Consider the following 21,051-nt stretch of genomic DNA (forward strand, 5'->3'; position numbering starts at 1 on the left):
GTGCCATGTCAGGCCGGAGCGGACCAGGCACGACCGGGGTGGCCCGGGGTGGCGCGAAGGCGATGGACGGGGTACGGGGCTGAGGCGGAGGGCCGGGAGCGGTGGCAGCCGGGTGGGGGCGGGGCTGGGTAAGCGCCCCGCGCCGGTGGGCGGCCCGGCGTGCCCGGCCGGACACGGCTCAGGCAGGGGGCGGGTAGGCGCCCCGTCGGGGGCGGGTATCGGGCCGGGCCACCCGGCCGAGGACGGCCCCGGGCCGCGTAGGCGTGGGGCGGGTAGGCGCCCAGCCGGCGGCGGGTACGGCGGCCGGGAACGGCGCCCGCGTACCGCACCCGGCAGGGCCGGCCCGGGGACGGCGACAGCCGCGGGCCGTCCGCCAAGCGCGGCGAGCGGCCGCGCACAGCGGCCGGACACGGCACCTGGCCAAGGGGCGGGCCACCGGCCCGACACGGCGGCCCGGCGCGCCGGGCCGGACACGGCCCCGGTAGGGGGGCGGGCCACCCGCCGACACGGGGCCCGTGTACGGCGAAGGACCCCGCCGGGGCGGGGTCCTTCGGGGGTGCGGGGGGTCAGCCGGCGACGGAGACGGTGGGTTCGCCGGAGGCGATGCCGTCCTTCTCCATCTGCTCGGCGATCTTCATGGCCTCGTCGATCAGGGTCTCCACGATCTTGGACTCGGGGACGGTCTTGATGACCTCGCCCTTGACGAAGATCTGGCCCTTGCCGTTGCCGGAGGCGACGCCGAGGTCGGCCTCGCGGGCCTCGCCGGGGCCGTTGACGACACAGCCCATGACGGCGACGCGGAGCGGGACCTCCATGCCTTCCAGGCCGGCGGTGACCTCCTCGGCGAGCTTGTAAACGTCCACCTGGGCTCGGCCGCAGGAGGGGCAGGAGACGATCTCCAGCCGGCGCTGGCGGAGGTTGAGCGACTCCAGGATCTGGATGCCGACCTTGATCTCCTCGGCCGGGGGCGCGGAGAGCGAGACCCGGATGGTGTCGCCGATGCCCTCGGAGAGCAGCGCGCCGAAGGCGACGGCCGACTTGATGGTGCCCTGGAAGGCGGGGCCGGCCTCGGTGACGCCGAGGTGCAGCGGGTAGTCGCACTGGGCGGCGAGCTGGCGGTAGGCGTTGACCATCACGACCGGGTCGTTGTGCTTGACCGAGATCTTGATGTCGCGGAAGCCGTGCTCCTCGAAGAGGGAGGCCTCCCACAGGGCCGACTCGACCAGGGCCTCGGGCGTGGCCTTGCCGTACTTCTCCAGCAGCCGCTTGTCCAGCGAGCCCGCGTTGACGCCGATGCGGATCGGGGTGCCGGCGTCGCCGGCGGCCTTGGCGATCTCGCGGACCTTGTCGTCGAACTGCTTGATGTTGCCGGGGTTGACGCGGACCGCCGCGCAGCCCGCGTCGATGGCGGCGAAGACGTACTTCGGCTGGAAGTGGATGTCCGCGATCACCGGGATCTGCGACTTGCGGGCGATGATCGGCAGCGCGTCGGCGTCGTCCTGGGTGGGGCAGGCGACCCGGACGATCTGGCAGCCGGAGGCGGTCAGCTCGGCGATCTGCTGGAGCGTGGCGCCGATGTCCGAGGTGCGGGTCGTGGTCATCGACTGCACCGAGACCGGAGCGTCCCCGCCGACGGCGACCGTCCCGACGTGGATCTTGCGGCTGACCCGTCGGTCGGCGAGCTTGGTCGGTACGGTCGGGATTCCGAGAGAAATCGCGGTCATCTGGTGTGCAACCCCAAGGTGTGGATCGAGGTCCCGAGATCGGCGGGCTCCGGTTCGAGATTACAGGCCCGGCGGGTCCGGGCCGGACACCCCGGGGTGCCCTGCGGTGAGGTGCCCACGGACGGGTGCGCTACGGGGGTAAGGACGCGGGCCCGGCCGCGCGCGGTTGCGTGCGGCCGGGCCCGGGCCCGCGATCACCTGGTCATCAGGTGATCTTGACGGGGTTGACCAGGTCGGCGACCAGCACCAGCAGGGTGAAGCAGATGAACACACCCGCCACCACATAGGCGACCGGCATCAGCTTGGCCACGTCGAACGGGCCCGGGTCGGGGCGCCGGAAGACCTTGGCGACGTTGCGCCGCAGCGACTCCCACAGCGCGCCGGCGATATGGCCGCCGTCCAGCGGGAGCAGCGGCAGCATGTTGAAGAGGAAGAGGGAGAGGTTGAAGGTGGCCAGGATCAGCAGGAACGAGGCCACGATGTTCTGGGTGGGCACGTCCAGGTTCATCACCTCGCCGCTGATCCGGGCGGCGCCGACCACGCCGACCGGCGAGTCGGCCTTGCGCTCGCCGTCGCCGAAGGCGGCGTCCCACAGGTCGGGGATCTTGGAGGGCAGCGCGATCACCGAGTGCACGCCGTTCTCCACCATGTCGCCCATGCGGTCCACCGACTCGCCGAGGGTGAGCGGTTCGATCACGCTCTGGGCGGCGAAGCCGAGGTAGCCGGCCGGGACGTAGGCGTCGGCGACGGCCCGGCCGTCGGCGTCCTTCTTCACCACGTCGTTGCGGATCAGGGTGGGGTTGAGGGTCTGCTCGCGGCCGTCGCGCTGGATGGTGAGGGTGGCGGGGCCGATGGTGGCGCGGATGCGGTCGGAGAGGCTGGCCCAGTCGCGTACCGGCTCGCCGTTGAAGGCGGTGATCCGGTCGCCCTTCTTCAGCCCGGCCGCGTAGGCGGGCGAGACGGGGTCGCCGGACCGGCACTCCTCGCGCTTCTCGCTCTGCTTGATGACGCACTGCTGGACGCCGGCCACCTCGGTGGTCTGCTTCTCCATGCCGAAGGTCATACAGACGCCGATGAACAGGGCGACGGCGAGGATGAGGTTCATGAACGGCCCGGCGAACATCACGATGACGCGCTTCCACGGCTTGCGCGTGTAGAACAGCCGGGTCTCGTCGCCGGGCTCCAGCTCCTCGTACGCGGCGGAGCGGGCGTCCTCGATCATGCCGCGCCAGGGGGAGGTGGAGCGGGCCTCGATCCGGCCGTCCTCGCCGGGCGGGAACATGCCGATCATGCGGATGTAGCCGCCGGCCGGGATGGCCTTGATGCCGTACTCGGTCTCACCCTTCTTCCGCGACCAGAGGGTGGGGCCGAAGCCCACCATGTACTGCGGGACGCGGATGCCGAAGAGCTTGGCGGTGGAGAGGTGGCCCAGCTCGTGCCAGGCGATGGAGACCAGCAGGCCCAGCGCGAAGAGCGCGATGCCGAGGACCGTCAGAAGAATCGTCATGCGCGGGCCTCCGCCGCCTCTCCGGTGAGTGTCGCTGCCAGCTCGCGGGCCCGGGCACGGGCCCACTCCTCCGCCTCCAGGACGTCCGGGACGGTGAGCCGGGTTCCCGCGGCCGGGGTGCCGTGTTCGGCGACGACCGCGGTGACGGTGTCCATGATGCCGGTGAACGGCAGCCGTCCGGAGAGGAACGCCTCGACGCACTCCTCGTTGGCGGCGTTGAAGACGGCCGGGGCGGTCCCGCCCAGCTCGCCGACCTGCCGGGCCAGCCCCACGGAGGGGAAGGCCTCGGTGTCCAGCGGGAAGAACTCCCAGGTGGAGGCGGTGGACCAGTCGAAGGCGGGGGCGGCGTCCGGGACCCGCTCGGGCCAGCCGAGGCCGATGGCGATGGGGCCGCGCATATCCGGCGGGGTGGCCTGGGCGAGCGTGGAGCCGTCGGTGAACTCGACCATGGAGTGCACATAGGACTGCGGGTGGACGACGACCTCGATGCGGTCGAAGGGGATGTCGTAGAGCAGATGGGCCTCGATCACCTCCAGGCCCTTGTTGACCAGGGTGGCGCTGTTCACGGTGATCACCGGGCCCATCGCCCAGGTGGGGTGGGCGAGTGCGTCCTCGCGGGTGACGGCCGCCAGCTCGGCCTTGGTGCGGCCGCGGAAGGGCCCGCCGGAGGCGGTGACCACCAGCTTGCGGACATCGGCCTGGGTGCCGGCGGCCAGCGCCTGGAAGAGCGCGGCGTGCTCGGAGTCGACCGGGATGATCTGGCCGGGCTTGGCGACCGCCTTGACCAGCGGTCCGCCGACGATCAGCGACTCCTTGTTGGCCAGCGCCAGGGTGCGGCCGGCCTCCAGGGCGGCCAGGGTCGGCGCCAGGCCGATGGAGCCGGTGATCCCGTTGAGCACGGTGTGGCACGGGGAGGCGGCCAGCTCGGTGGCGGCGTCCGGGCCGGCCAGGATCTCGGGGCGGCCGGCGGCGGAGCCGTAGCGGGCCTCCAGCGCCTCCCTCAGCGCGGGCACCGCGTCCTCGCGCGCCACGGCCACGGTGCGCACGCCCAGCCGGTGCGCCTGCTCGGCGAGCAGCTCGGGCCGGCCGCCGGCGGCGGACAGCGCGGTGACACGGAACCGGTCGGGGTTGCGCAGCACCAGGTCGATCGCCTGGGTGCCGATGGACCCGGTGGAGCCGAGGACCACGACGTCCCGGCGGCCTTCGGCGGGATCGAAGGCGATATGCGGGTCTGCGAGGGGGGCTGGGCTGTCGCTCATGCCCCCCATTCTTGCCCCATTCGCTGTGCGGGCCCGACCGGGTGGGCCCGGACAGGCCCGCGGAGCGAAGAGAGGTTTCAGCGGAACAGCGGATGAAGGTTTCAGCGGATGGGGCGGTGGACGTTCTCCCGGGTGGCCGGGCCGGGGGTGGCGTCGGCGATCCAGGGGCCGTCCCCGCTGGGGTCGAGGACGCCCTCCTCCAGCCAGGTGTACGTACCGGAGAGGACGCCCTTGACCACGGTGGCGTCCAGGTCGTCGGTGTTGTTCCAGAGCCGGCCGAACAGCTCCTCGATCCGGATCCGGGCCTGCCGGCAGAAGGCGTCCGCCAGCTGGTACGCCTCCCGGCCGTGGTCGCCCTGGGTGCGCAGCATCTCGGCGCGGACGCAGGCGGCGCTCATCGCGAACAGCTCGGCGCCGATGTCCACGATCCGGCCCAGGAAGCCCTGCTTGGTCTCCATCCGGCCCTGCCAGCGGGACATGGCGTAGAAGGTGGAGCGGGCCAGCTTGCGGGAGGTGCGCTCGACGTACCGCAGCTGGGCGGCCAGGTCGGGGTGGCCGGCCGGGTGGAAGTCCCCGTAGGAGGTGGGCAGCTGCCCGGCCCCGGCGACCAGCTTCGGCAGCCACTTGGCGTAGAACACCCCGGCCTGCGCGCCCGCCTTCGCCTTGTCGCCCAGCGACTTGTCCGGGTCGATGATGTCCCCGGCGACGGCGAGGTGGGCGTCGACCGCCTCGCGCGCGATCAGCAGATGCATGATCTCGGTGGAGCCCTCGAAGATCCGGTTGATGCGCAGGTCGCGCAGGATCTGCTCGACGGGGACGGCGCGTTCGCCGCGGGCGGCGAGCGAGTCGGCGGTCTCGTAGCCGCGCCCGCCGCGGATCTGGACCAGTTCGTCGGCCATCAGCCAGGCCATCTCGGAGCCGTAGAGCTTGGCGAGCGCGGCCTCGATGCGGATGTCGTTGCGGTCCTCGTCGGCGAGCTGGCTGGAGAGGTCGAGGACGGCCTCCAGGGCGAAGGTGGTGGCGGCGATGAAGGAGATCTTGGCGCCGACGGCCTCGTGCCGGGCGACCGGCTTGCCCCACTGCTCGCGGACCGCGCTCCACTCGCGGGCGATCTTCAGACACCACTTGCCGGCGCCCGCGCACATCGCCGGCAGCGACAGCCGGCCGGTGTTGAGGGTGGTGAGGGCGATCTTCAGGCCCGCGCCCTCCGGCCCGATCCGGTTGGCGGCGGGCACCCGCACCCGGTGGAAGCGGGTGACGCCGTTCTCCAGACCGCGCAGGCCCATGAAGGCGTTGCGGTTCTCCACGGTGACGCCCTCGGAGCCGGCCTCCACGATGAAGGCGGTGATGCCGCCGGAGTGGCCCTCGGACTTCGGCACCCGGGCCATCACCACCATCAGGTCGGCGACCACCCCGTTGGTGGTCCACAGCTTCACCCCGTCGATGACGTACCCGTCCCCGTCGGGCGTGGCGGTGGTGGCGAGGCGGGCCGGGTCGGAGCCGACGTCGGGCTCCGTGAGCAGGAAGGCGGAGATGTCGGTACGGGCGAGGCGCGGGAGGTAGGTCTCCTTCTGCTCGGGGGTGCCGGCCAGTTTCAGCGGCTGCGGTAGGCCGATCGACTGATGGGCGGAGAGCAGCGCGCTGACCGCCGGGGAGACCGAGCCGACCAGGGCGAGCGCCTTGTTGTAGTACACCTGGGTGAGGCCGAGGCCGCCGTACTTCTTGTCGATCTTCATCCCGAGCGCGCCGAGCTCCTTGAGCCCGTCGATGACCGCGTCCGGGATCCGCGCCTCCCGCTCGATCAGCGCGCCGTCGATCTTCGTCTCGCAGAAGTCGCGGAGCTTGGCCAGGAATTCCTCGCCCGCCTGGGCCTGTTCGGTGGCGGGCAGCGGGTGCGGATGGATCAGGTCGAGGCGGAACCGGCCGAGGAACAGCTCCTTGGCGAAGCTCGGCTTGCGCCAGTCCTGTTCGCGGGCCTCCTCCGCCACCTGACGTGCTTCGCGCTCGGAGACCTTCGGGTTGCCGTTGCCGGACATGCGCTCACCTCGCCGTGAGTCGGTCGGCCGGCCGGTGTGCTACCGGCCGGTACTACTCGACCCCTATACCCGAAGGGTGGGAGGGCGAAAAGGGCGGGCGGAGCAGTGGAAGGGTGCGGGTACGGGGGCGGCCCGAACCCCCGCACAGTGGGTTCGGGCCGCCGGTTCGGGGCCGTGCGGGCGGCTGCCGGGCCGCCGTACGGGAAGGGGGCCCGCCCCCGTCGCCTCACGGACGGAGGGGGCGGCCCCGGGGTGTCAGAGCGCCAGGCCGGTGAGGACCAGGACCCGCTCGTAGGTGTAGTCGTCCATCGCGTAGCGGACACCCTCGCGGCCGACGCCGGACTGCTTGGCGCCGCCGTAGGGCATCTGGTCGGCGCGGTAGGAGGGGACGTCGCCGATGATCACGCCGCCGACCTCCAGCGCGCGGTGGGCGCGGAAGGCGGTCTGCAGGTCATGGGTGAAGACACCCGCCTGGAGGCCGAACTTGGAGTCGTTGACCGCGGCGAACGCCTCGGCCTCGCCGTCCACCCGGTGCAGCGAGAGCACCGGGCCGAAGACCTCCTCGCGGGCGAGGGTGGCGGTGGCCGGGAGGTCGGCGAGGACGGTCGGGGCGTAGGTGGCGCCCTCCCGCTTGCCACCGGTCAGCAGCTTCGCGCCGGCCGCGACGGCCTCGTCCACCCAGGACTCCACCCGCTTGGCGGCGTCCTCGCTGACCAGCGGGCCCACGTCGGTGGTGTCGTCGGACGGGTCGCCGGTGCCCTGCTTCTCCACGGCGGCGACCACCTTGGCGGTGAGCCGGTCGTAGACGGAGGCGTCGGCGATGACCCGCTGCACCGAGATGCAGGACTGGCCGCCCTGGTAGTTGGAGAAGGTGGCGATCCGGGTGGCGGCCCAGTCCAGGTCCTCCTCGCTCGCCCAGTCGCCGAGCACGACCGCGGCGGCGTTGCCGCCCAGCTCCAGGGTGCAGTGCTTGTGCGGCACCGACTGCTGGATGGCGTAGCCGACGGTGTCGGAGCCGGTGAAGGAGATGACCGGCAGCCGCTCGTCCTGGACCAGGGCGGGCATCCGGTCGTTGGTGACCGGGAGGATCGACCAGGAGCCGGCCGGCAGCTCGGTCTCGGCCAGCAGCTCGCCGAGGATCAGCCCGGAGAGCGGGGTGGCCGGGGCGGGCTTGAGGATGATCGGCGCGCCGACCGCGATCGCCGGGGCGATCTTGTGGGCGCAGAGGTTCAGCGGGAAGTTGAACGGGGCGATGCCCAGCACCACGCCCTTGGGGAAGCGGCGGGTCAGCCCCAGGCGGCCGGTGCCGCCGGCGTCGGTGTCCAGCCGCTGGGCGTCGCCGCCGTTGAAGCGGCGGGCCTCCTCGGCGGAGAACCGGAAGACGGAGACGGCGCGGCCGACCTCGCCGCGGGCCCACTTGATGGGCTTGCCGTTCTCGGCGGAGATCAGCTGGGCGATCTCCTCGGTGCGCTCGGCCAGCCGCCGGGAGACATGGTCCAGGGCGGCGGCGCGGACATGGGCCGGGGTGGCGGAGAACTCGTCGATCACCGCGTGCGCGGCGGCCACGGCCTCTTCGACCTGGGCCTCGCTGGGGACGCTGACCTGGGCGACGACCCGGCCGTCCCAGGGGGAGGTGACGTCGAAGGAGGTCTCGCCGGTGGCCTCGCGGCCGGCGAGCCAGAAGGCGGTGGCAGTCATGCGGTTCCCGGCCCTTCAGAGGTAGTGGGGTTTCGTCCTCACACGGTAGGGCCGGGACGGCGGACGGGCGTTTGTCCGGGATGGAGTAGTGCGGCGGGCGGGTGTGCCGTTCCGTACGGTCGGCTCAGGGCGGTCGGCCTCGGCGCCGCGTACGGCGGATACGGCGGTCAGCCGCGGCGCTGTGTACGGCGGCTCCGTACGGTCAGCCGCGCCGCTCGGTGGAGACGATCAGGCAGACCCCGCCGACCACGATCGCGCCGCCCAGGGCGATCGGCCAGCTCACCGCCTCGCCCAGGATCAGGGCGCCCAGGGCGACGGCGACCACCGGGTTGACGTAGGCGTAGGTGGCGGTCAGCGACAGCGGGGCATGGTGCAGCAGCCAGGCGTACGCGCTGAACGCGATCAGCGAACCGAAGACGATGAGATAGCCGAGGGCGGTCCAGGAGCGGGCCGAGACGGCGCCGAGGTCCAGTCCGTGCTGCTCGCCGCGGGCCAGCCCGACCAGGGCGCAGGCCAGGCCGCCCGCCACCATCTCGTACGCGCTGGTGGCGAACGGGTTCTTCGGCATCGGCAGCCGGGAGGAGGCGAAGGAGCCCACCGACCACATCAGGGTGGCGGCCATCACGGTCAGCACACCCCAGATGCGCACCTCGCCGCTGATCCCCGGGAGGGTGAGCACGGCGAGCCCGGCCAGCCCCAGCAGCACCCCGAGGTAGGCGCCGCGCCCGGGCCGCTCGCCGGAGACGGTGCGCAGCAGCACCACCCAGGCGGGGACGACCGCGATGAGCAGGGCGGCGAGCCCCGAGGGCACGGTGGTCTCGGCCAGGACGACGAGCCCGTTGCCGCCGAGCAGCAGGAGCAGCCCGACCAGGGCCGCGGAGGCCAGCTGGGCGCGGCTCACCCGCAGCACGCCGAGCCCGTACCGGCACACCAGCAGCAGGGCGAGCAGCAGCCCCGCGACGACGAACCGGACCCCGGCGGAGAGGAAGGGCGGCATGGTCTCCACGACCACCCGGATGCCGAGGTAGGTGGAGCCCCACACCACGTAGACGATGCCCAGCGCCGCCCAGATCGCGGCGCCGAAGCGGCGGCGGCCGGTGCCCGGCGGGGCCGCGGCCGGTGCGGCGGCGGAGGCGGTCGGCTCCACGGCGTCGACGGGTACGGCGTCCACCGGTGCGGCGGCGTCGGAGGCCGTCGGATCCGCGGCCGGTTCCGCGGCGGGGCTTGTCATGAGCAGACCTTAGACAGCGGATGGCTGCGATGGCCATGGATGTGCCCGATACCGGGCAGGGAGGGCGGAAGAGCCGGCGAAAGCGGAGTGGGTGCCCGGTGGCCGGCGGATGGCGATACCGTGAAGCCCGCCGCCACGGTGAGGCGCGCGGGACGACCGCACGGGAGGGGACCGTATGACCGGGAGCACCGACACGCGTTCCGGGCCGGTCCCGGCCTCCGCGCCCAACCACGTCTGCGCCTGCTACTCCGACGACCGCACCTGGGCCGATCTGGCCTTCGGCTTCCTGGCCCCCGCGCTGGAGCGCGGCGAGCGGCTGTACTACTTCGCCGACGCCACCGACCCGGACGCCGTCCTCGCGGCGCTGGCCGCCCGGGGCATGGATGTGGAGGCGGCCAGGGCTCGGGGCCGGCTGGACGTGTTCACCGCGGACGACACCTATCTCGCCGCCGGCCCTTTCGACCCCGACGCCATGGTCGGCCAGTGGCACGACGCCACCGCCCAGGCGCTGGCGGACGGCTGCACGGGGCTGCGGGCGATCGGCGAGATGTCGTGGTGCGCCCGGGACGTGCCGGGGGCGGACCGGCTGCTGGAGTACGAGTTGCGCATCCACCGCGAGGTGTTCGCCCGGCTGCCCCGGCTCAGCGCCCTGTGCCTCTACGACCGCCGGCTGATCCCGGACGCGGACACGGCCGTCCTCACCGGCGCGCACCGGGCCGCGCCCCTCTTCCCGCCCGGCGAGGCCCCGCCGGCCCGGCCGGCGCTGCGCGCGCTGCCGCACCCGCACGGCCCGGGCCTGGTCCTGGAAGGCGCCCTGGACCACGACGGCCGCACCGTCACCCGCGGGGCGGCGGCCGCGCTGTCCCGGATGGCCGACGACGGGGACGCGGAACTGGACCTGAGTGCTGTGGAGTTCATCGACGTGGTGGGTGCGGGAGTGCTGTCGGAGGTGGCCCGGTCGCTGCCGGCCGGCCGGAGCCTGCGGGTCAGCGGCGCGCCGCCCACCCTGCACCGGCTGCTCGGTCTCTTCCCGGAGCTGCGGGCCGGTCTGAAGGTCGTGCGATGACGACCACTGTGCTCACCGACCCGGTGCTGCCGCCGGGTGAGTCCTTCGTCCATCCCGCCCTGTCCTACCGGGACGAGCCGGACTTCCTGCGGGCGGTCGGCTCCTTCGTCCAGGACGGGCTGGAGGCCGACCGGCCGGTGCTGGTGCTGGTTCCCGGGCCCCGGCTGGAGGCGCTGCGCGACCGCTTCGGCGCTGACGGCGGCGCGGTGTGGACCGATATGGCGGAGGCGGGCCGCAACCCGGGGCGGGTGCTGTCGCTGCTGACCACGTTCGCCGCGCGGCGTCCGGGGCGCCCGGCCCGGGTGGTCATGGAGCCGATATGGCCGGGGCGGGACCGTGCCGAGACCGTCGAGGCGGCCCGGCTGGAGGCCCTGGTGAACCTGGTCTTCACCGGCCGGCCCACCACCTTCCTCTGCGCCTACCAGGAGCCCGCCCTGCCCTCGGAGGTGGTGGCGCTGGTACGCCGCACCCACCCCGCGCTGCTGGAACCGGACGCCGGGGGCGTGCGGGAGTGCGACGAGTACGCCGACCCGCTGGCGGTGTGCGCGGAGTGCGACGTCCCGCTGGAGGAGCCGGCGGGGCCGGTCGCCGTACTGCCGTACACACAGGGCGACCTGGCCGCGGTACGCGCCTTCGTGACCGGCCGGCTGGAGGGTACGGGGCTGAGCGCCGCCCGCCGCTCCGATCTGGTGCTCGCGGTCACCGAGGCGGCCACCAACTCGCTGCGGCACGGCGGCGGCCGGGGCACCCTGCGGATGTGGACCACCCCCGGGCGGGTGCAGGTGGAGACCCGGGACGCCGGCCGGCTGGACGACCCGCTGGCGGGCAGGTTCCGCCCGGACCCCGCGGCGGCCTCCGGCGGACGCGGACTGTGGATGATCAACGAGCTGTGCGACCTGGTGCGGATCCGCTCCTCGGCCGACGGCCTGGTGCTGCGGATGTCGATGGACCTGCGCTGAGCCGACCCCCGGGTCCGGCTCAGGGCTTGTCGCCGGTGGCCTTCAGGGCCAGCCACAGCTCCATCCGGGCGTCCGGGTCGTCCAGCGAGCGGCCCAGGATCTCCTCCACCCGGCGCATCCGGTAGCGCAGGGTGTGGCGGTGCACACCGAGGTCGGCGGCGGCCGCGTCCCACTGGCCGTGCCGGGAGAGCCAGGCGCGCAGCGAGGCGACCAGATCGCCGCGGCCGGTGGCGTCGTGCTCGCGCAGCGCCCGCAGCAGCCCGTCGGCGAAGGCCCGTACCGCGTCGTCGGCGAGCAGCGGCAGCACCGAGCCGGCCGCCAGGTCCTCGTGCTCCACCAGGGCGCGACCGCGCCGGCGGGCCACCGAGAGGGCCTGCTCGGCCTGCTTGTAGGCGGTGGCCGCGGCGATCGGGCCGGTCGGCGCGGACAGGCCCACCACCACCCCGGCCTCGTCCGACTCGCTCTCCGCGTAGCCGTCGCAGGCGGTCACCACCGCGCCGCCGTCTCCGGCCAGCATCACCAGCCGCTCCTCGCCGTCGGGCACGGTCAGCACCGACTCGCCGGCCCGCGCGGCGGCGGCCTCCAGCGAGTCGGCGAGGGCCCGCAGCGGCGGCTCGGCGGCCGGGTCGCGCTCCCCGGAGGCCGGTTCGGCCACCAGCATCCGGAACGGGGCGTCCAGCAACCCGCCGTAGAGGTCCCCGGCGACCGCGCGGGCGTGGTCGGGCTGCCCGGCCAGCAGCATCCGCAGCACCGCCGCGCCGAGGCGCTGCTCGGCGGCCTGGAGGGAGCGGGAGCGCTCGGTGGTGAGGGTGAGCAGGGCGATGGCCGAATGCACGGCATACCGCTCGGCGGTGCCCAGCGGGGCGCCGGTGCCGACCGCGAGGGCGCCGCGCACCCGGCGGCCGCTGCCCAGGGACTGCAACTCCACCCGCTCGTCGCTGGAGCCGACCACGGCGCTGGCCGGGGCGGGCCGCTCGCGCAGCCGCTCCACGTCCGGGGTGAGCCGGGCGGCCCGGCGCGCCGCCCAGTCGGGGGCCGCGAAGACCACCGCTCCGGAGGCGTCGTAGAGCGCCGCCCAGCCGTCCATATGGGCCGCCAGCCGGGCCACCACGGCCTCCGGGCCCTCGGCGAGCGCCGCCCGGGTCAGCTCCCGCTGCGCCTCGAACCCGGCCTTCACCGCCTGGTACTGCTCGGCCGCGATCGCCGCGGAGACCTCCTTGGCGATGGCCAGGAACGGGGTGCGCCGGGGCACCTCAAGGAGCGGCAGGTCCGCCTCCCGGGCCGCGTCGAGCAGGGCGTCCGGGATGGCGTCGTAGTTCACCCCGACGGCGAAGCCGAGCCCGGCCACTCCGGCCCCGGCCAGCCGCCGCACATAGCGGCGCATCGCCTCGGGGTCCTCGGCGTCCAGGTTGGTGGCGGTGACCAGCAGCAGTTCCCCGCCCTCCATGTACGGGACGGGGTCGGCCAGCTCGCTGGCGTGCGCCCAGCGGACGGGCGTGTCGAGGCGGTCCTGCCCGGCGCGGACGGTGAGCTTCAGCGCCGAGTGCTGGACGAGCGAGGCGAGCGTGGGCGGCATGGCGGGACCGTGGTGCTTTCAGGCGGCGGGGCGGAGGCGTGCTGCGGGGGTGCGGGAGCCGTGCGGACGGTGCGGTCCGTTCGCGTGCGGTTCGCGGCCGGGAGCCTTGCGGACGGTGCGGGCGGCCCTTTCCCGGCCCACCCGGGCGCCGGGGGACGGGCCTTTTCGCCGTCGCGTATGAACCGCTCCCTCGATTGTGCCAGCTTGTCACGTCCGCAGGTCGACCAGCAGGGGTGGCGTGTGGTCGCCGCGGACCTCGGAGAGCGAGAGCACCGCGTGCCCGGCCGGGACGGAGTGCGCCAGGTCGGAGGCGGACCAGCGCTGCCGTTCGACCTCGCGGACCGTGACCGCCTCGGCGGTGGCCGCCTTTCCGGTGACCAGCCGACGGACGAAGTGCATCGCCTTGGTCAGCGGCTCGTCGGAGATGATCTGCCGGTTGGTGACGTCCCGGGTCTGCACCCACTCGGTGCCCCAGGTCTCGGCGAACCGGCCGCCGTCCCAGGGGCCGATCCCGGCGAACGCCATCCGGCAGCCGACCGCGCCCAGCAGCGGGCCGCGCAGGTTCTCCGGGACCTCCTCCAGGCTGCGCAGCGCCAGCACCACGCCCGCGTGGGCGGAGCGCAGCCGCTGCACGGCGCGGACCGAGTCGGCGGTGACGGTGCGGGTGGCGTCGTCCAGCACCAGGCAGGCGAAGAGGGAGCGGTCGGCCCGGGCGAGCGCCGCCTCGGCGAACTGGGCCAGCAGCAGCCGGGCCACGATCCGGGAGGCCTCGGCGTGGCCGCGCTCGGGCAGGTCGACCCGGACCCGCAGCGGGTGCTCGATGGCACGCAGGGTGAGCCGGGGCGCGTCGCCGCCCGTCTGGGCACCGGCGGGCCGGAAGAAGCGGGCCAGGGCCGGGCGGTCCAGGAAGGCGATCCGCTCGGCGAGCAGCGGCCCGGTGTCGTCCCCGCGGCCGGCCCCGCGGGCCCGGGCGTCCAGCTCGCGCAGCTGGGCCGGGTCACCGGCGACGGCGTCCCGCAGCGCGGCCAGCGCCTCCGGGGCGCCGTCCAGCAGCTCCCGCAGCTCCGGTACGGGCGGGAAGTGGCCGTGGGCGGCCCGGTAGGGGCCGATCAGCCGGGCCAGGGTGGTGGCGGCCCGGCGGTAGTCCGGCACCAGGTCGCCGACCAGCGCCTCGGCCAGCGTCCCGGCCGCCTCGTCCGGGTCCTCGGCGCCGCCGTACAGGTCGAGGTCATGGGTGGAGTCCTCGCGGCCCACGGAGACGACCACGTCGAAGGCGTCGTCCGGGGCGAGCGCGGCGCCCTGGGCGGTGACGGCGACCACCGAGGCGCGGCCCGCCAGGGCCTGGAGGCAGAGCGACTCGGTGACCGGGCGGGTGAGCCGTACCGTCTTGCCCGAGCCCGCCGGGCCCACGGCCAGCAGCGAGGTCCCGAGCAGCGCCGGTTCCAGGGCGACCCCGGTGGTGCGGCGGGCGTAGGGGTTGCGGGGGTGGTCGGCGGCGGTGCCGATCCGCACCTGGCCGGTGACCAGGTCGTGGACGGCGGTACGGACCGGGAGGTCGCGGGCGCCGGAGGGGTGAGCGCAGGCCGCCGGCCCGTACGCCCGCACCGCGTCGGCGAAGGCGGGCAGCCGCCCGGGGTGGGTGCGCACGCCCTGCCAGGCGCGGCGGATCCGGGCGTGGTCCACATCGCCGAGCGCCCCGGAGCGGGTGGCCTCGGCGAGCCGCCCGGCCGCCTCGGCCAGCCCGGCGTCCCGTACCTCGGGCCAGTCGGCGGGGTCGGCCTCCGGGGGCGCCGGGACCGGGCCGCCGTCCGCCCCGGCGAGCCGCCGCCGCACCGCGGGCCAGCGTCCGACCCGCCCCACGGCGGCCAGCACGGCGGCGACCAGCAGCGCGTAGTAGACGTTGGACACCGTCAGCAGCCACTCGATCCGCGGCATCTCCCGCCAGACGCCCGGTACCAGCACGAACAGCGGCCAGATCGGCACCCCCCAGCGGCGCCACACCTCGGCCCAGTTGCCGACCCGGCCGAAGGTGTGCGCCAGCAGCGCCAGGACGAGGCCGTACCAGAGGTAGGTGGCCCCGGCGTAGAGCGCGAAGTCGGGGTGCCCGGGTGACTGCCACTCCTTCGGCACCAGCCACACCATGGGCAGCAGCCACCAGTCGTCGACGAAGATCCACCAGCCTTCGAGGTAGCCGTTCCACAGCAGGGACCAGACCAGCCAGCCGCAGAGGTACGCGATGAGCGCGCCGTTCACCAGCTGCCGGGCCGGGACGGTGTGGTGCTCCTCCGCCGGCCGCTCCACATGCCCCAGCCGCCAGATCCCGGGCGCCGCCGCGGGCCGCGGCAGCCGCAGCCACTCGGCGAGCGCCGGCCGGGTGGCGGGCGCGTGCGCGGGGCGCGCGGGCGCGCCGTACGGCCCCGCGGGCGCGCCGTACGGCGAGGGCGGTACGGCCGGAGGCGGCCCGGCGGAAGGCGGTCCGGCCGGAGGCGGTCCGGCCGGGCGGGGCACCGGGTTGGCCCGGGTACCGCGCGCGTCCCGCGCGTCGAACGTGCTGTCGGAATCCATGAACCGCCGCCCCCTGACCAGCCAGGCCCGCTGAAGTGCACGGCCAATCTAGTGGCAGACGGTGGGGAGTTCACCGAGGACGCCAGGTGTCGGGGCGCGAGGCGGCCGGTTCCGGGGCACGGGGCGGCCCGGTGACGGGGGCGCGGGCGGGGCCGGTCCGGGGCGGCGCGTCATGGTTCCCGGGACGCGGGGGCGGCCCGTCTCCCCTGGCCGGGGGAGGCGGATCCCCCTGAGGAGCGAGGCGGACGGGGCGGCGGGGGCGCACTCTGGACGGGTGAGGACGGCGCGCCCGGACGGGGGTCGGGCACGCCCCACTCACGGTCCGGGCCCCCGGACGGACCGGTCAGCATCCCGCCCCCGTCCGCCCCGAACCGTCCCCCATCCGCCCCGAACCGTCCTCCTGTCTGTCGCGGACCGTCCTCCGTCCGTCCCCCTCCTCTGTCGCAGACCCGCCCTATGTCCGCCACGGACAAGGACACCCCCCGCACCACTCCCGAACGGCGCATGCCCGCACCCCTCCCCCACCCCTAGCCTGCGGAAGAAAGACTCTGAAGACCCGAAAGCGTCCCGATCACCCCCAGGAGCCCCGCATGACCGCAATCCCGCAGGAGCGCCGCGTCGTCACCGCCATCCCCGGCCCGAAGTCGCAGGAGCTTCAGGCCCGCCGTACCGCCACGGTCGCCGGCGGCGTGGGCTCCGTGCTGCCGGTCTTCACGGCCCGCGCGGGCGGCGGGATCATCGAGGACGTGGACGGCAACCGCCTGATCGACTTCGGCTCCGGCATCGCGGTGACCTCGGTCGGCGCCTCCGCCGAGGCCGTGGTGCGCCGGGCCTCCGCCCAGCTCGCCGACTTCACCCACACCTGTTTCATGGTCACCCCCTACGAGGGCTATGTGGAGGTCTGCGAGGCGCTGGCCGAGCTGACCCCGGGTGACCACGCCAAGAAGTCCGCGCTGTTCAACAGCGGTGCCGAGGCCGTCGAGAACGCGGTGAAGATCGCACGCTCGTACACCAAGCGCCAGGCGGTCGTGGTCTTCGACCACGGCTACCACGGCCGCACCAACCTCACCATGGCGCTGACCAGCAAGAACATGCCGTACAAGAACGGCTTCGGCCCGTTCGCGCCCGAGGTCTACCGGGTCCCGGTCGCCTACGGCTACCGCTGGCCCACCGGTGCGGAGAACTGCGGCCCCGAGGCCGCCGCCCAGGCGATCGACCAGATCTCCAAGCAGATCGGCGCCGAGAACGTGGCCGCCATCATCATCGAGCCGGTCCTGGGTGAGGGCGGCTTCATCGAGCCGGCCAAGGGCTTCCTCCCGGCGATCAGCAAGTTCGCCACCGACAACGGCATCGTCTTCGTCGCCGACGAGATCCAGTCCGGCTTCTGCCGCACCGGCCAGTGGTTCGCCTGCGAGGACGAGGGTGTCGTCCCGGACCTGATCACCACGGCCAAGGGCATCGCGGGCGGTCTGCCGCTCGCCGCGGTCACCGGCCGCGCCGAGATCATGGACTCCGTGCACGGCGGCGGCCTCGGCGGCACCTACGGCGGCAACCCGGTGGCCTGCGCCGGTGCGCTCGGCGCCATCGAGACCATGAAGGAGCTGGACCTCAACGGCAAGGCCAAGCGCATCGAGGAGGTCATGAAGGGCCGCCTCGCCGCGATGCAGGAGAAGTACGAGATCGTCGGCGACATCCGCGGCCGCGGCGCCATGATCGCCATCGAGCTGGTCAAGGACCCCGCCACCAAGGAGCCCCACCCGGAGGCCGCCGGCGCGCTCGCCAAGGCCTGCCACGCCGAGGGCGTCCTCGTGCTGACCTGCGGCACCTACGGCAATGTGCTCCGCTTCCTGCCCCCGCTGGTCATCGGCGAGGACCTGCTGAACGAGGGCCTCGACATCATCGAGAACGCCTTCGCGACCCTCTGACAGTGAACCCGCGCCGGGGCCGCCGCCCTGCCTGACGGCGGCGCCCCCGGCGCGGGGGCGCCCGAGTCGACCGGGCGGTCAGCTCACCCGTCCGACCAGGTCGACGGCGACGACGACGGGCTTACGCTGCCTGATCGTGTACCAGACGCGGTACCGCCCGACATGGATGCGGTACTTGCCGTCACCGCAGTCCAGCGCACCGGGCGGACGGGGATTGCCCGTCAGCGAACCGACGCTGTCGAGGACCTGATCGACGCCGGCCGGGTCGTCCTTGGCGTACCGCGCCAGTGTGCTCCGGGCGGCCGGCTCCCATACGACATGGCTCACGAAGCCATCCGCCCCTTCAGCTCTTCCCGGAGTTGCTCCGTGGTCACCGGGGCGCCGGTGCCGCGTTGGCGGTCCAGCTCCCCCTGAAGCAGACCGACGGCGTCCTCCAGGACTTCCAGGACGGCCGGCGAGACGATGACCGCGACGGTCTCACCGTCGGGGCCGGTGAGGGAGAGCGAGGGGGCCTCATGAGCGAAGGCCAGCGCCTTGCCGGCGTCCAGGGCGGGAATCTCGCCGTCCTGCTCGCGCCGGGTCAGCTCGTCCCGGGCCCCGGAGACATAGCGGGCGATCGCCTCCAACTGGCGGGCCGCGTCAATGAGCGGGAGGGTGTCGACCGTTCCCCGTCGGGCGTATCCATCGAACTGTGCTGGATCCATGAGGGCAACGTGGCACAGCGTGACGAGGGTCAGCAAGGAAGTGTCACCCCTGACGGGGACGGAGAGAACATGCTTCCGCACTCACGAGCGCACGCTCCCGTCACCCCCGCCCCGCCCCGAACAGGGTTCGTACCGGATGTGACGGGCGGCGGCCGGTTGTGAAGAGGTCGTGGGGGGCCGATGGCGGGATGGGGATCCGGGTGTCCGGCCTCCGCGCTCTGCCGTACGGTCTGAGCGGATGAGAGAGACACCCCGCCCGCAGGGGACTGCGGGCGACCTTGGTACGGAGCCTCCCCAGCCTCGTACCGGCAGCGCCCAGGCGCATACCGCTGGAGCTTCCCGCTCCGGAAGTCCTCTCCGGTCGGACGGCCGCCCGCCCCACACCCCCCGGGGCGCGCGGCACACCGACGAGGCCGGCCCTCCCGGAACTACCCCCCCTGTTCCGGGACGGCCGGCCCTTCTCGTTCTTCTGCCGCCGCTGCTCGCGGTGCTGCTGTTCGGTGCTGCCACCTGGCAGGTGGTCGTCCGGGGCCCGGTGGTCCGGTTGGACGAGCGGGTGAGCGGGGCGCTGGTCGGCGCGGTGCCGACGCCCCTCGCCGAGGCGGGCGCCGACCTGGGCAATATGCCGGTCGCGGTGCCGGTGCTGCTGGTGGCGGTGATCTGGGCGGTATGGCGCGGGGCCCGGGCGGCGGCCGGGTGGGCGGCGGGGGCGATGGTGCTGGTGCCCGCCCTGGTGGTCCCACTGAAGCTGCTGGTGGACCGGGTGGGGCCGATGACCGAGGCGAGCGGCTACTACCCCTCGGGGCACACCGCCACGGCGATGGTGGCGTACGGCGGCGCCGCGCTGCTGGTGCGGGAGCGGTGGCGCTGGGCGGTGCCCGCCGCCGTGGTGCTGACGGCGGCGACGGGCACCGGGCTCATGCTGCGCGGCTACCACTGGCCGCTGGACGTCTTCGGCAGCCTCTGCCTGGGCGTGCTGCTGCTGGCGCCGCTGTGGTGGGTCAGCTCCAGCGGTAGGCGTCGAAGTTCCGGGCGAACTCCCCGCCGCCGAACCGGTCCCAGTTGATCGACCAGCTCATCAGCCCGCGCAGCGCGGGCCAGCTGCCATGGGTCTGGTAGGAGCCGCAGTCGGTCTTCCTGGTGAGGCAGTTGAGGGCCTTGGTGACCTCGGCGGGTGCGGTGTGGCCGTTGCCCGCGTTGGGGGTGGCGGGCAGGCCGATGGCGACCTGCTCGGGGCGGAGGGCGGGGAAGAACCGCTGGGCGTTGCCGGCCACCGGGAATCCGGTGAGCAGCATGTCGGTCATCGCGATATGGAAGTCGGCGCCGCCCATGGAGTGGTACTGGTTGTCCAGCCCCATGATCGGCCCCGAGTTGTAGTCCTGGACGTGCAGCAGGGTGAGGTCGTCGCGCAGGGCGTGGATGACCGGGAGGTAGGCGCCGGCCCGGGGGTCCTGGCCGCCCCAGGGCCCGGAGCCGTAGAACTGGTAGCCGAGCTGCACGAAGAAGGTCTCCGGGGCCATGGTGAGGACGAAGCCCGGGCCGTACTTCGCCTTGAGGGTCCGGACGGCGGCGATCAGGTGGGTGATCACCGGGGTGGTGGGGTTGCGGAAGTCGGTGTCACCGGTGTTCAGGGAGAGGGAGTGGCCCTCGAAGTCGATGTCCAGGCCGTCCAACCCGTACTCGTCGATGATCTTCGAGACGGAGGAGACGAAGGCGTCCCGGGCCGCCGTGGAGGCGAGTTGGACCTGACCGTTCTGGCCGCCGATGGAGATCAGCACCTTCTTGCCGGCGGCCTGCTTGGCCTTGATCGCGGCCTTGAACTCGGCGGGCGTCTCGACGTTGGGGCACTCGGTCTTCGGGCAGAGCGCGAAGCGGATGTCCCCGGAGGTGACCGAGGTCGGCTCACCGAAGGCCAGGTTGATCACGTCCCAGGAGTCGGGGACGTCGGCCATCCGGGTGTAGCCGGAGCCGTTGGCGAAGCTGGCGTGGAGGTAGCCCACCAGGGCGTGCGGGGGCAGGCCGCCGCCGGGTGGCGGGTCGGTGGGGCCGCCGGGCGCGGTGGTGGCGGTGACGGCGGGCGACTTCGGTGACTCGCCGGCGCTGTTGGTGGCGGTGACGTCGAAGCGGTACGCGGTGGCGGCGGCCAGTCCGGTGACGGTGGCCGAGGGGGTGGTGGTGCTCAGCGCCTTCGCCCCGTCGCGGTAGACGGTGTAGCCGGTGGCACCGGGGACGGCCGGCCAGGAGAGCGGGACGGTGGTGGAGGTGGGCGTCCTGGCGGTGACGGAGGCGGGCGCGGCCGGGATCTGCACCGGGTCGCCGCCCGGGCCGGTGAGGGTGAGGTCGTCGGCGTGGTAGGCCCCGGTGCCGTACCAGCCATGGGTGTGCAGGGTGACCGAGGTCGTGGCCGGGCCGGTGCGGAAGGTGGTGGTCAGCCGCTGCCAGTCGGGGGCGGACTGGGTCCAGGCGGAGGCGTCGGCGGTGCCGGTTCCGGTGGCGCCGAGGTGGACATAGCTGCCGCGCACCCAGCCGGCCAGGGTGTACGAGGAGTCGGGGCGCACGGCGACGGTCTGGGTGCAGCGGGCGTTGTCGGAGCCGGCCGGGGTGGCCCTCAGCGCGGAGGTGCCGCCGTGCACCGGGGAGGTGGTGACGGCTCCGCTGCCGGCGGTGCAGCTCCAACCGTCGAGCCCCGCCTCGAAGCCGCCGTTGCGGACCAGTTGGGCGTCATCGGCGGCTTGGGCGGCGGTCGGCGCCAGGGCTCCGGCGGCCAGCGAGAGGGCGAGGCCGAGGGCGGCGGCCATCAG

Annotated in this window: 15 protein-coding genes; 4 read left to right on the forward strand and 11 right to left on the reverse strand. The window is 74.0% G+C overall.

Annotated features, from left to right (window positions below; translation table 11 throughout):
• Nucleotides 1–566: 566 nt before the first annotated feature.
• From ispG to ABZ945_RS20820, 6 genes are all read right to left on the reverse strand, one after another.
• A complete protein-coding gene (ispG, locus tag ABZ945_RS20795; protein ID WP_361271442.1) occupies nt 567–1,724 on the reverse strand; it encodes a flavodoxin-dependent (E)-4-hydroxy-3-methylbut-2-enyl-diphosphate synthase in 1,158 nt (385 codons plus the stop codon).
• A gap of 205 nt (nt 1,725–1,929) precedes the next feature.
• Entirely contained in the window at nt 1,930–3,231 is a 1,302-nt protein-coding gene (locus ABZ945_RS20800) for a site-2 protease family protein (protein WP_361271445.1), read from the reverse strand.
• Complete coding sequence (gene dxr / locus ABZ945_RS20805) at nt 3,228–4,490, reverse strand: 1-deoxy-D-xylulose-5-phosphate reductoisomerase (protein WP_361271447.1); 1,263 nt, start codon at nt 4,488–4,490, stop codon at nt 3,228–3,230. Before dxr ends, ABZ945_RS20800 begins: the two co-directional genes overlap by 4 nt.
• Nucleotides 4,491–4,591: 101 nt before the next feature.
• On the reverse strand, nt 4,592–6,526 hold the full coding sequence (locus tag ABZ945_RS20810; protein ID WP_361271450.1) for an acyl-CoA dehydrogenase family protein: 1,935 nt from the start codon (nt 6,524–6,526) through the stop codon (nt 4,592–4,594).
• 255 nt (nt 6,527–6,781) lie between these two features.
• On the reverse strand, nt 6,782–8,224 hold the full coding sequence (locus ABZ945_RS20815) for an aldehyde dehydrogenase family protein (RefSeq protein WP_361271453.1): 1,443 nt from the start codon (nt 8,222–8,224) through the stop codon (nt 6,782–6,784).
• A 202-nt stretch (nt 8,225–8,426) separates the two neighbouring features.
• Nucleotides 8,427–9,455 (reverse strand): EamA family transporter, encoded by a 1,029-nt coding sequence (locus ABZ945_RS20820; RefSeq protein WP_361271455.1) that lies wholly within the window; start codon nt 9,453–9,455, stop codon nt 8,427–8,429.
• Nucleotides 9,456–9,630: 175 nt separating this feature from the next.
• On the opposite strand from ABZ945_RS20820, the gene ABZ945_RS20825 reads away from it, so the two are divergent.
• Entirely contained in the window at nt 9,631–10,521 is an 891-nt protein-coding gene (locus tag ABZ945_RS20825; protein ID WP_361271458.1) for an MEDS domain-containing protein, read from the forward strand.
• Nucleotides 10,518–11,480 (forward strand): sensor histidine kinase, encoded by a 963-nt coding sequence (locus tag ABZ945_RS20830; protein WP_361271460.1) that lies wholly within the window; start codon nt 10,518–10,520, stop codon nt 11,478–11,480. Before ABZ945_RS20825 ends, ABZ945_RS20830 begins: the two co-directional genes overlap by 4 nt.
• Nucleotides 11,481–11,499: 19 nt before the next feature.
• Here the strand turns inward: ABZ945_RS20830 and ABZ945_RS20835 are convergent, their stop codons facing one another.
• Complete coding sequence (locus tag ABZ945_RS20835; protein WP_361271463.1) at nt 11,500–13,056, reverse strand: PucR family transcriptional regulator ligand-binding domain-containing protein; 1,557 nt, start codon at nt 13,054–13,056, stop codon at nt 11,500–11,502.
• 207 nt (nt 13,057–13,263) lie between these two features.
• Nucleotides 13,264–15,621: an ATP/GTP-binding protein gene (locus tag ABZ945_RS20840; RefSeq protein ID WP_361271466.1), complete on the reverse strand. Its 2,358-nt coding sequence runs from the start codon at nt 15,619–15,621 to the stop codon at nt 13,264–13,266.
• Between the two features lie 590 nt (nt 15,622–16,211).
• On the opposite strand from ABZ945_RS20840, the gene gabT reads away from it, so the two are divergent.
• Complete coding sequence (gene gabT, locus ABZ945_RS20845; RefSeq protein WP_361271469.1) at nt 16,212–17,546, forward strand: 4-aminobutyrate--2-oxoglutarate transaminase; 1,335 nt, start codon at nt 16,212–16,214, stop codon at nt 17,544–17,546.
• Between the two features lie 78 nt (nt 17,547–17,624).
• On the opposite strand, the gene ABZ945_RS20850 is transcribed toward gabT, so the two are convergent.
• Entirely contained in the window at nt 17,625–17,873 is a 249-nt protein-coding gene (locus ABZ945_RS20850; RefSeq protein ID WP_361271472.1) for a type II toxin-antitoxin system RelE/ParE family toxin, read from the reverse strand.
• A complete protein-coding gene (locus ABZ945_RS20855; RefSeq protein ID WP_361271474.1) occupies nt 17,870–18,250 on the reverse strand; it encodes a hypothetical protein in 381 nt (126 codons plus the stop codon). The genes ABZ945_RS20850 and ABZ945_RS20855 overlap by 4 nt, the downstream gene beginning before the upstream one ends.
• Before the next feature lie 487 nt (nt 18,251–18,737).
• Between ABZ945_RS20855 and ABZ945_RS20860 the strand changes: the two genes are divergently transcribed.
• Nucleotides 18,738–19,316: a phosphatase PAP2 family protein gene (locus ABZ945_RS20860; protein WP_361271477.1), complete on the forward strand. Its 579-nt coding sequence runs from the start codon at nt 18,738–18,740 to the stop codon at nt 19,314–19,316.
• Here ABZ945_RS20860 and ABZ945_RS20865 read toward each other — a convergent pair.
• A complete protein-coding gene (locus tag ABZ945_RS20865; protein ID WP_361271480.1) occupies nt 19,252–21,048 on the reverse strand; it encodes a glycoside hydrolase family 18 protein in 1,797 nt (598 codons plus the stop codon). The two genes, ABZ945_RS20860 and ABZ945_RS20865, sit on opposite strands and share 65 nt — an antisense overlap.
• Nucleotides 21,049–21,051 lie beyond the last annotated feature (3 nt).

The sequence above is a fragment of the Streptomyces sp. NPDC046887 genome (assembly GCF_040644755.1).
Classification (GTDB): domain Bacteria; phylum Actinomycetota; class Actinomycetes; order Streptomycetales; family Streptomycetaceae; genus Streptomyces; species Streptomyces lichenis.

Bases quoted from the DNA above. Each gene is read 5' to 3' on its own strand.
- ispG (WP_361271442.1), bottom strand. From the start codon at position 1,724: ATGACCGCGATTTCTCTCGGAATCCCGACCGTACCGACCAAGCTCGCC.
- ABZ945_RS20800 (WP_361271445.1), bottom strand. From the start codon at position 3,231: ATGACGATTCTTCTGACGGTCCTCGGCATCGCGCTCTTCGCGCTGGGC.
- dxr (WP_361271447.1), bottom strand. From the start codon at position 4,490: ATGAGCGACAGCCCAGCCCCCCTCGCAGACCCGCATATCGCCTTCGAT.
- ABZ945_RS20810 (WP_361271450.1), bottom strand. From the start codon at position 6,526: ATGTCCGGCAACGGCAACCCGAAGGTCTCCGAGCGCGAAGCACGTCAG.
- ABZ945_RS20815 (WP_361271453.1), bottom strand. From the start codon at position 8,224: ATGACTGCCACCGCCTTCTGGCTCGCCGGCCGCGAGGCCACCGGCGAG.
- ABZ945_RS20820 (WP_361271455.1), bottom strand. From the start codon at position 9,455: ATGACAAGCCCCGCCGCGGAACCGGCCGCGGATCCGACGGCCTCCGAC.
- ABZ945_RS20825 (WP_361271458.1), top strand. From the start codon at position 9,631: ATGACCGGGAGCACCGACACGCGTTCCGGGCCGGTCCCGGCCTCCGCG.
- ABZ945_RS20830 (WP_361271460.1), top strand. From the start codon at position 10,518: ATGACGACCACTGTGCTCACCGACCCGGTGCTGCCGCCGGGTGAGTCC.
- ABZ945_RS20835 (WP_361271463.1), bottom strand. From the start codon at position 13,056: ATGCCGCCCACGCTCGCCTCGCTCGTCCAGCACTCGGCGCTGAAGCTC.
- ABZ945_RS20840 (WP_361271466.1), bottom strand. From the start codon at position 15,621: ATGGATTCCGACAGCACGTTCGACGCGCGGGACGCGCGCGGTACCCGG.
- gabT (WP_361271469.1), top strand. From the start codon at position 16,212: ATGACCGCAATCCCGCAGGAGCGCCGCGTCGTCACCGCCATCCCCGGC.
- ABZ945_RS20855 (WP_361271474.1), bottom strand. From the start codon at position 18,250: ATGGATCCAGCACAGTTCGATGGATACGCCCGACGGGGAACGGTCGAC.
- ABZ945_RS20865 (WP_361271480.1), bottom strand. From the start codon at position 21,048: ATGGCCGCCGCCCTCGGCCTCGCCCTCTCGCTGGCCGCCGGAGCCCTG.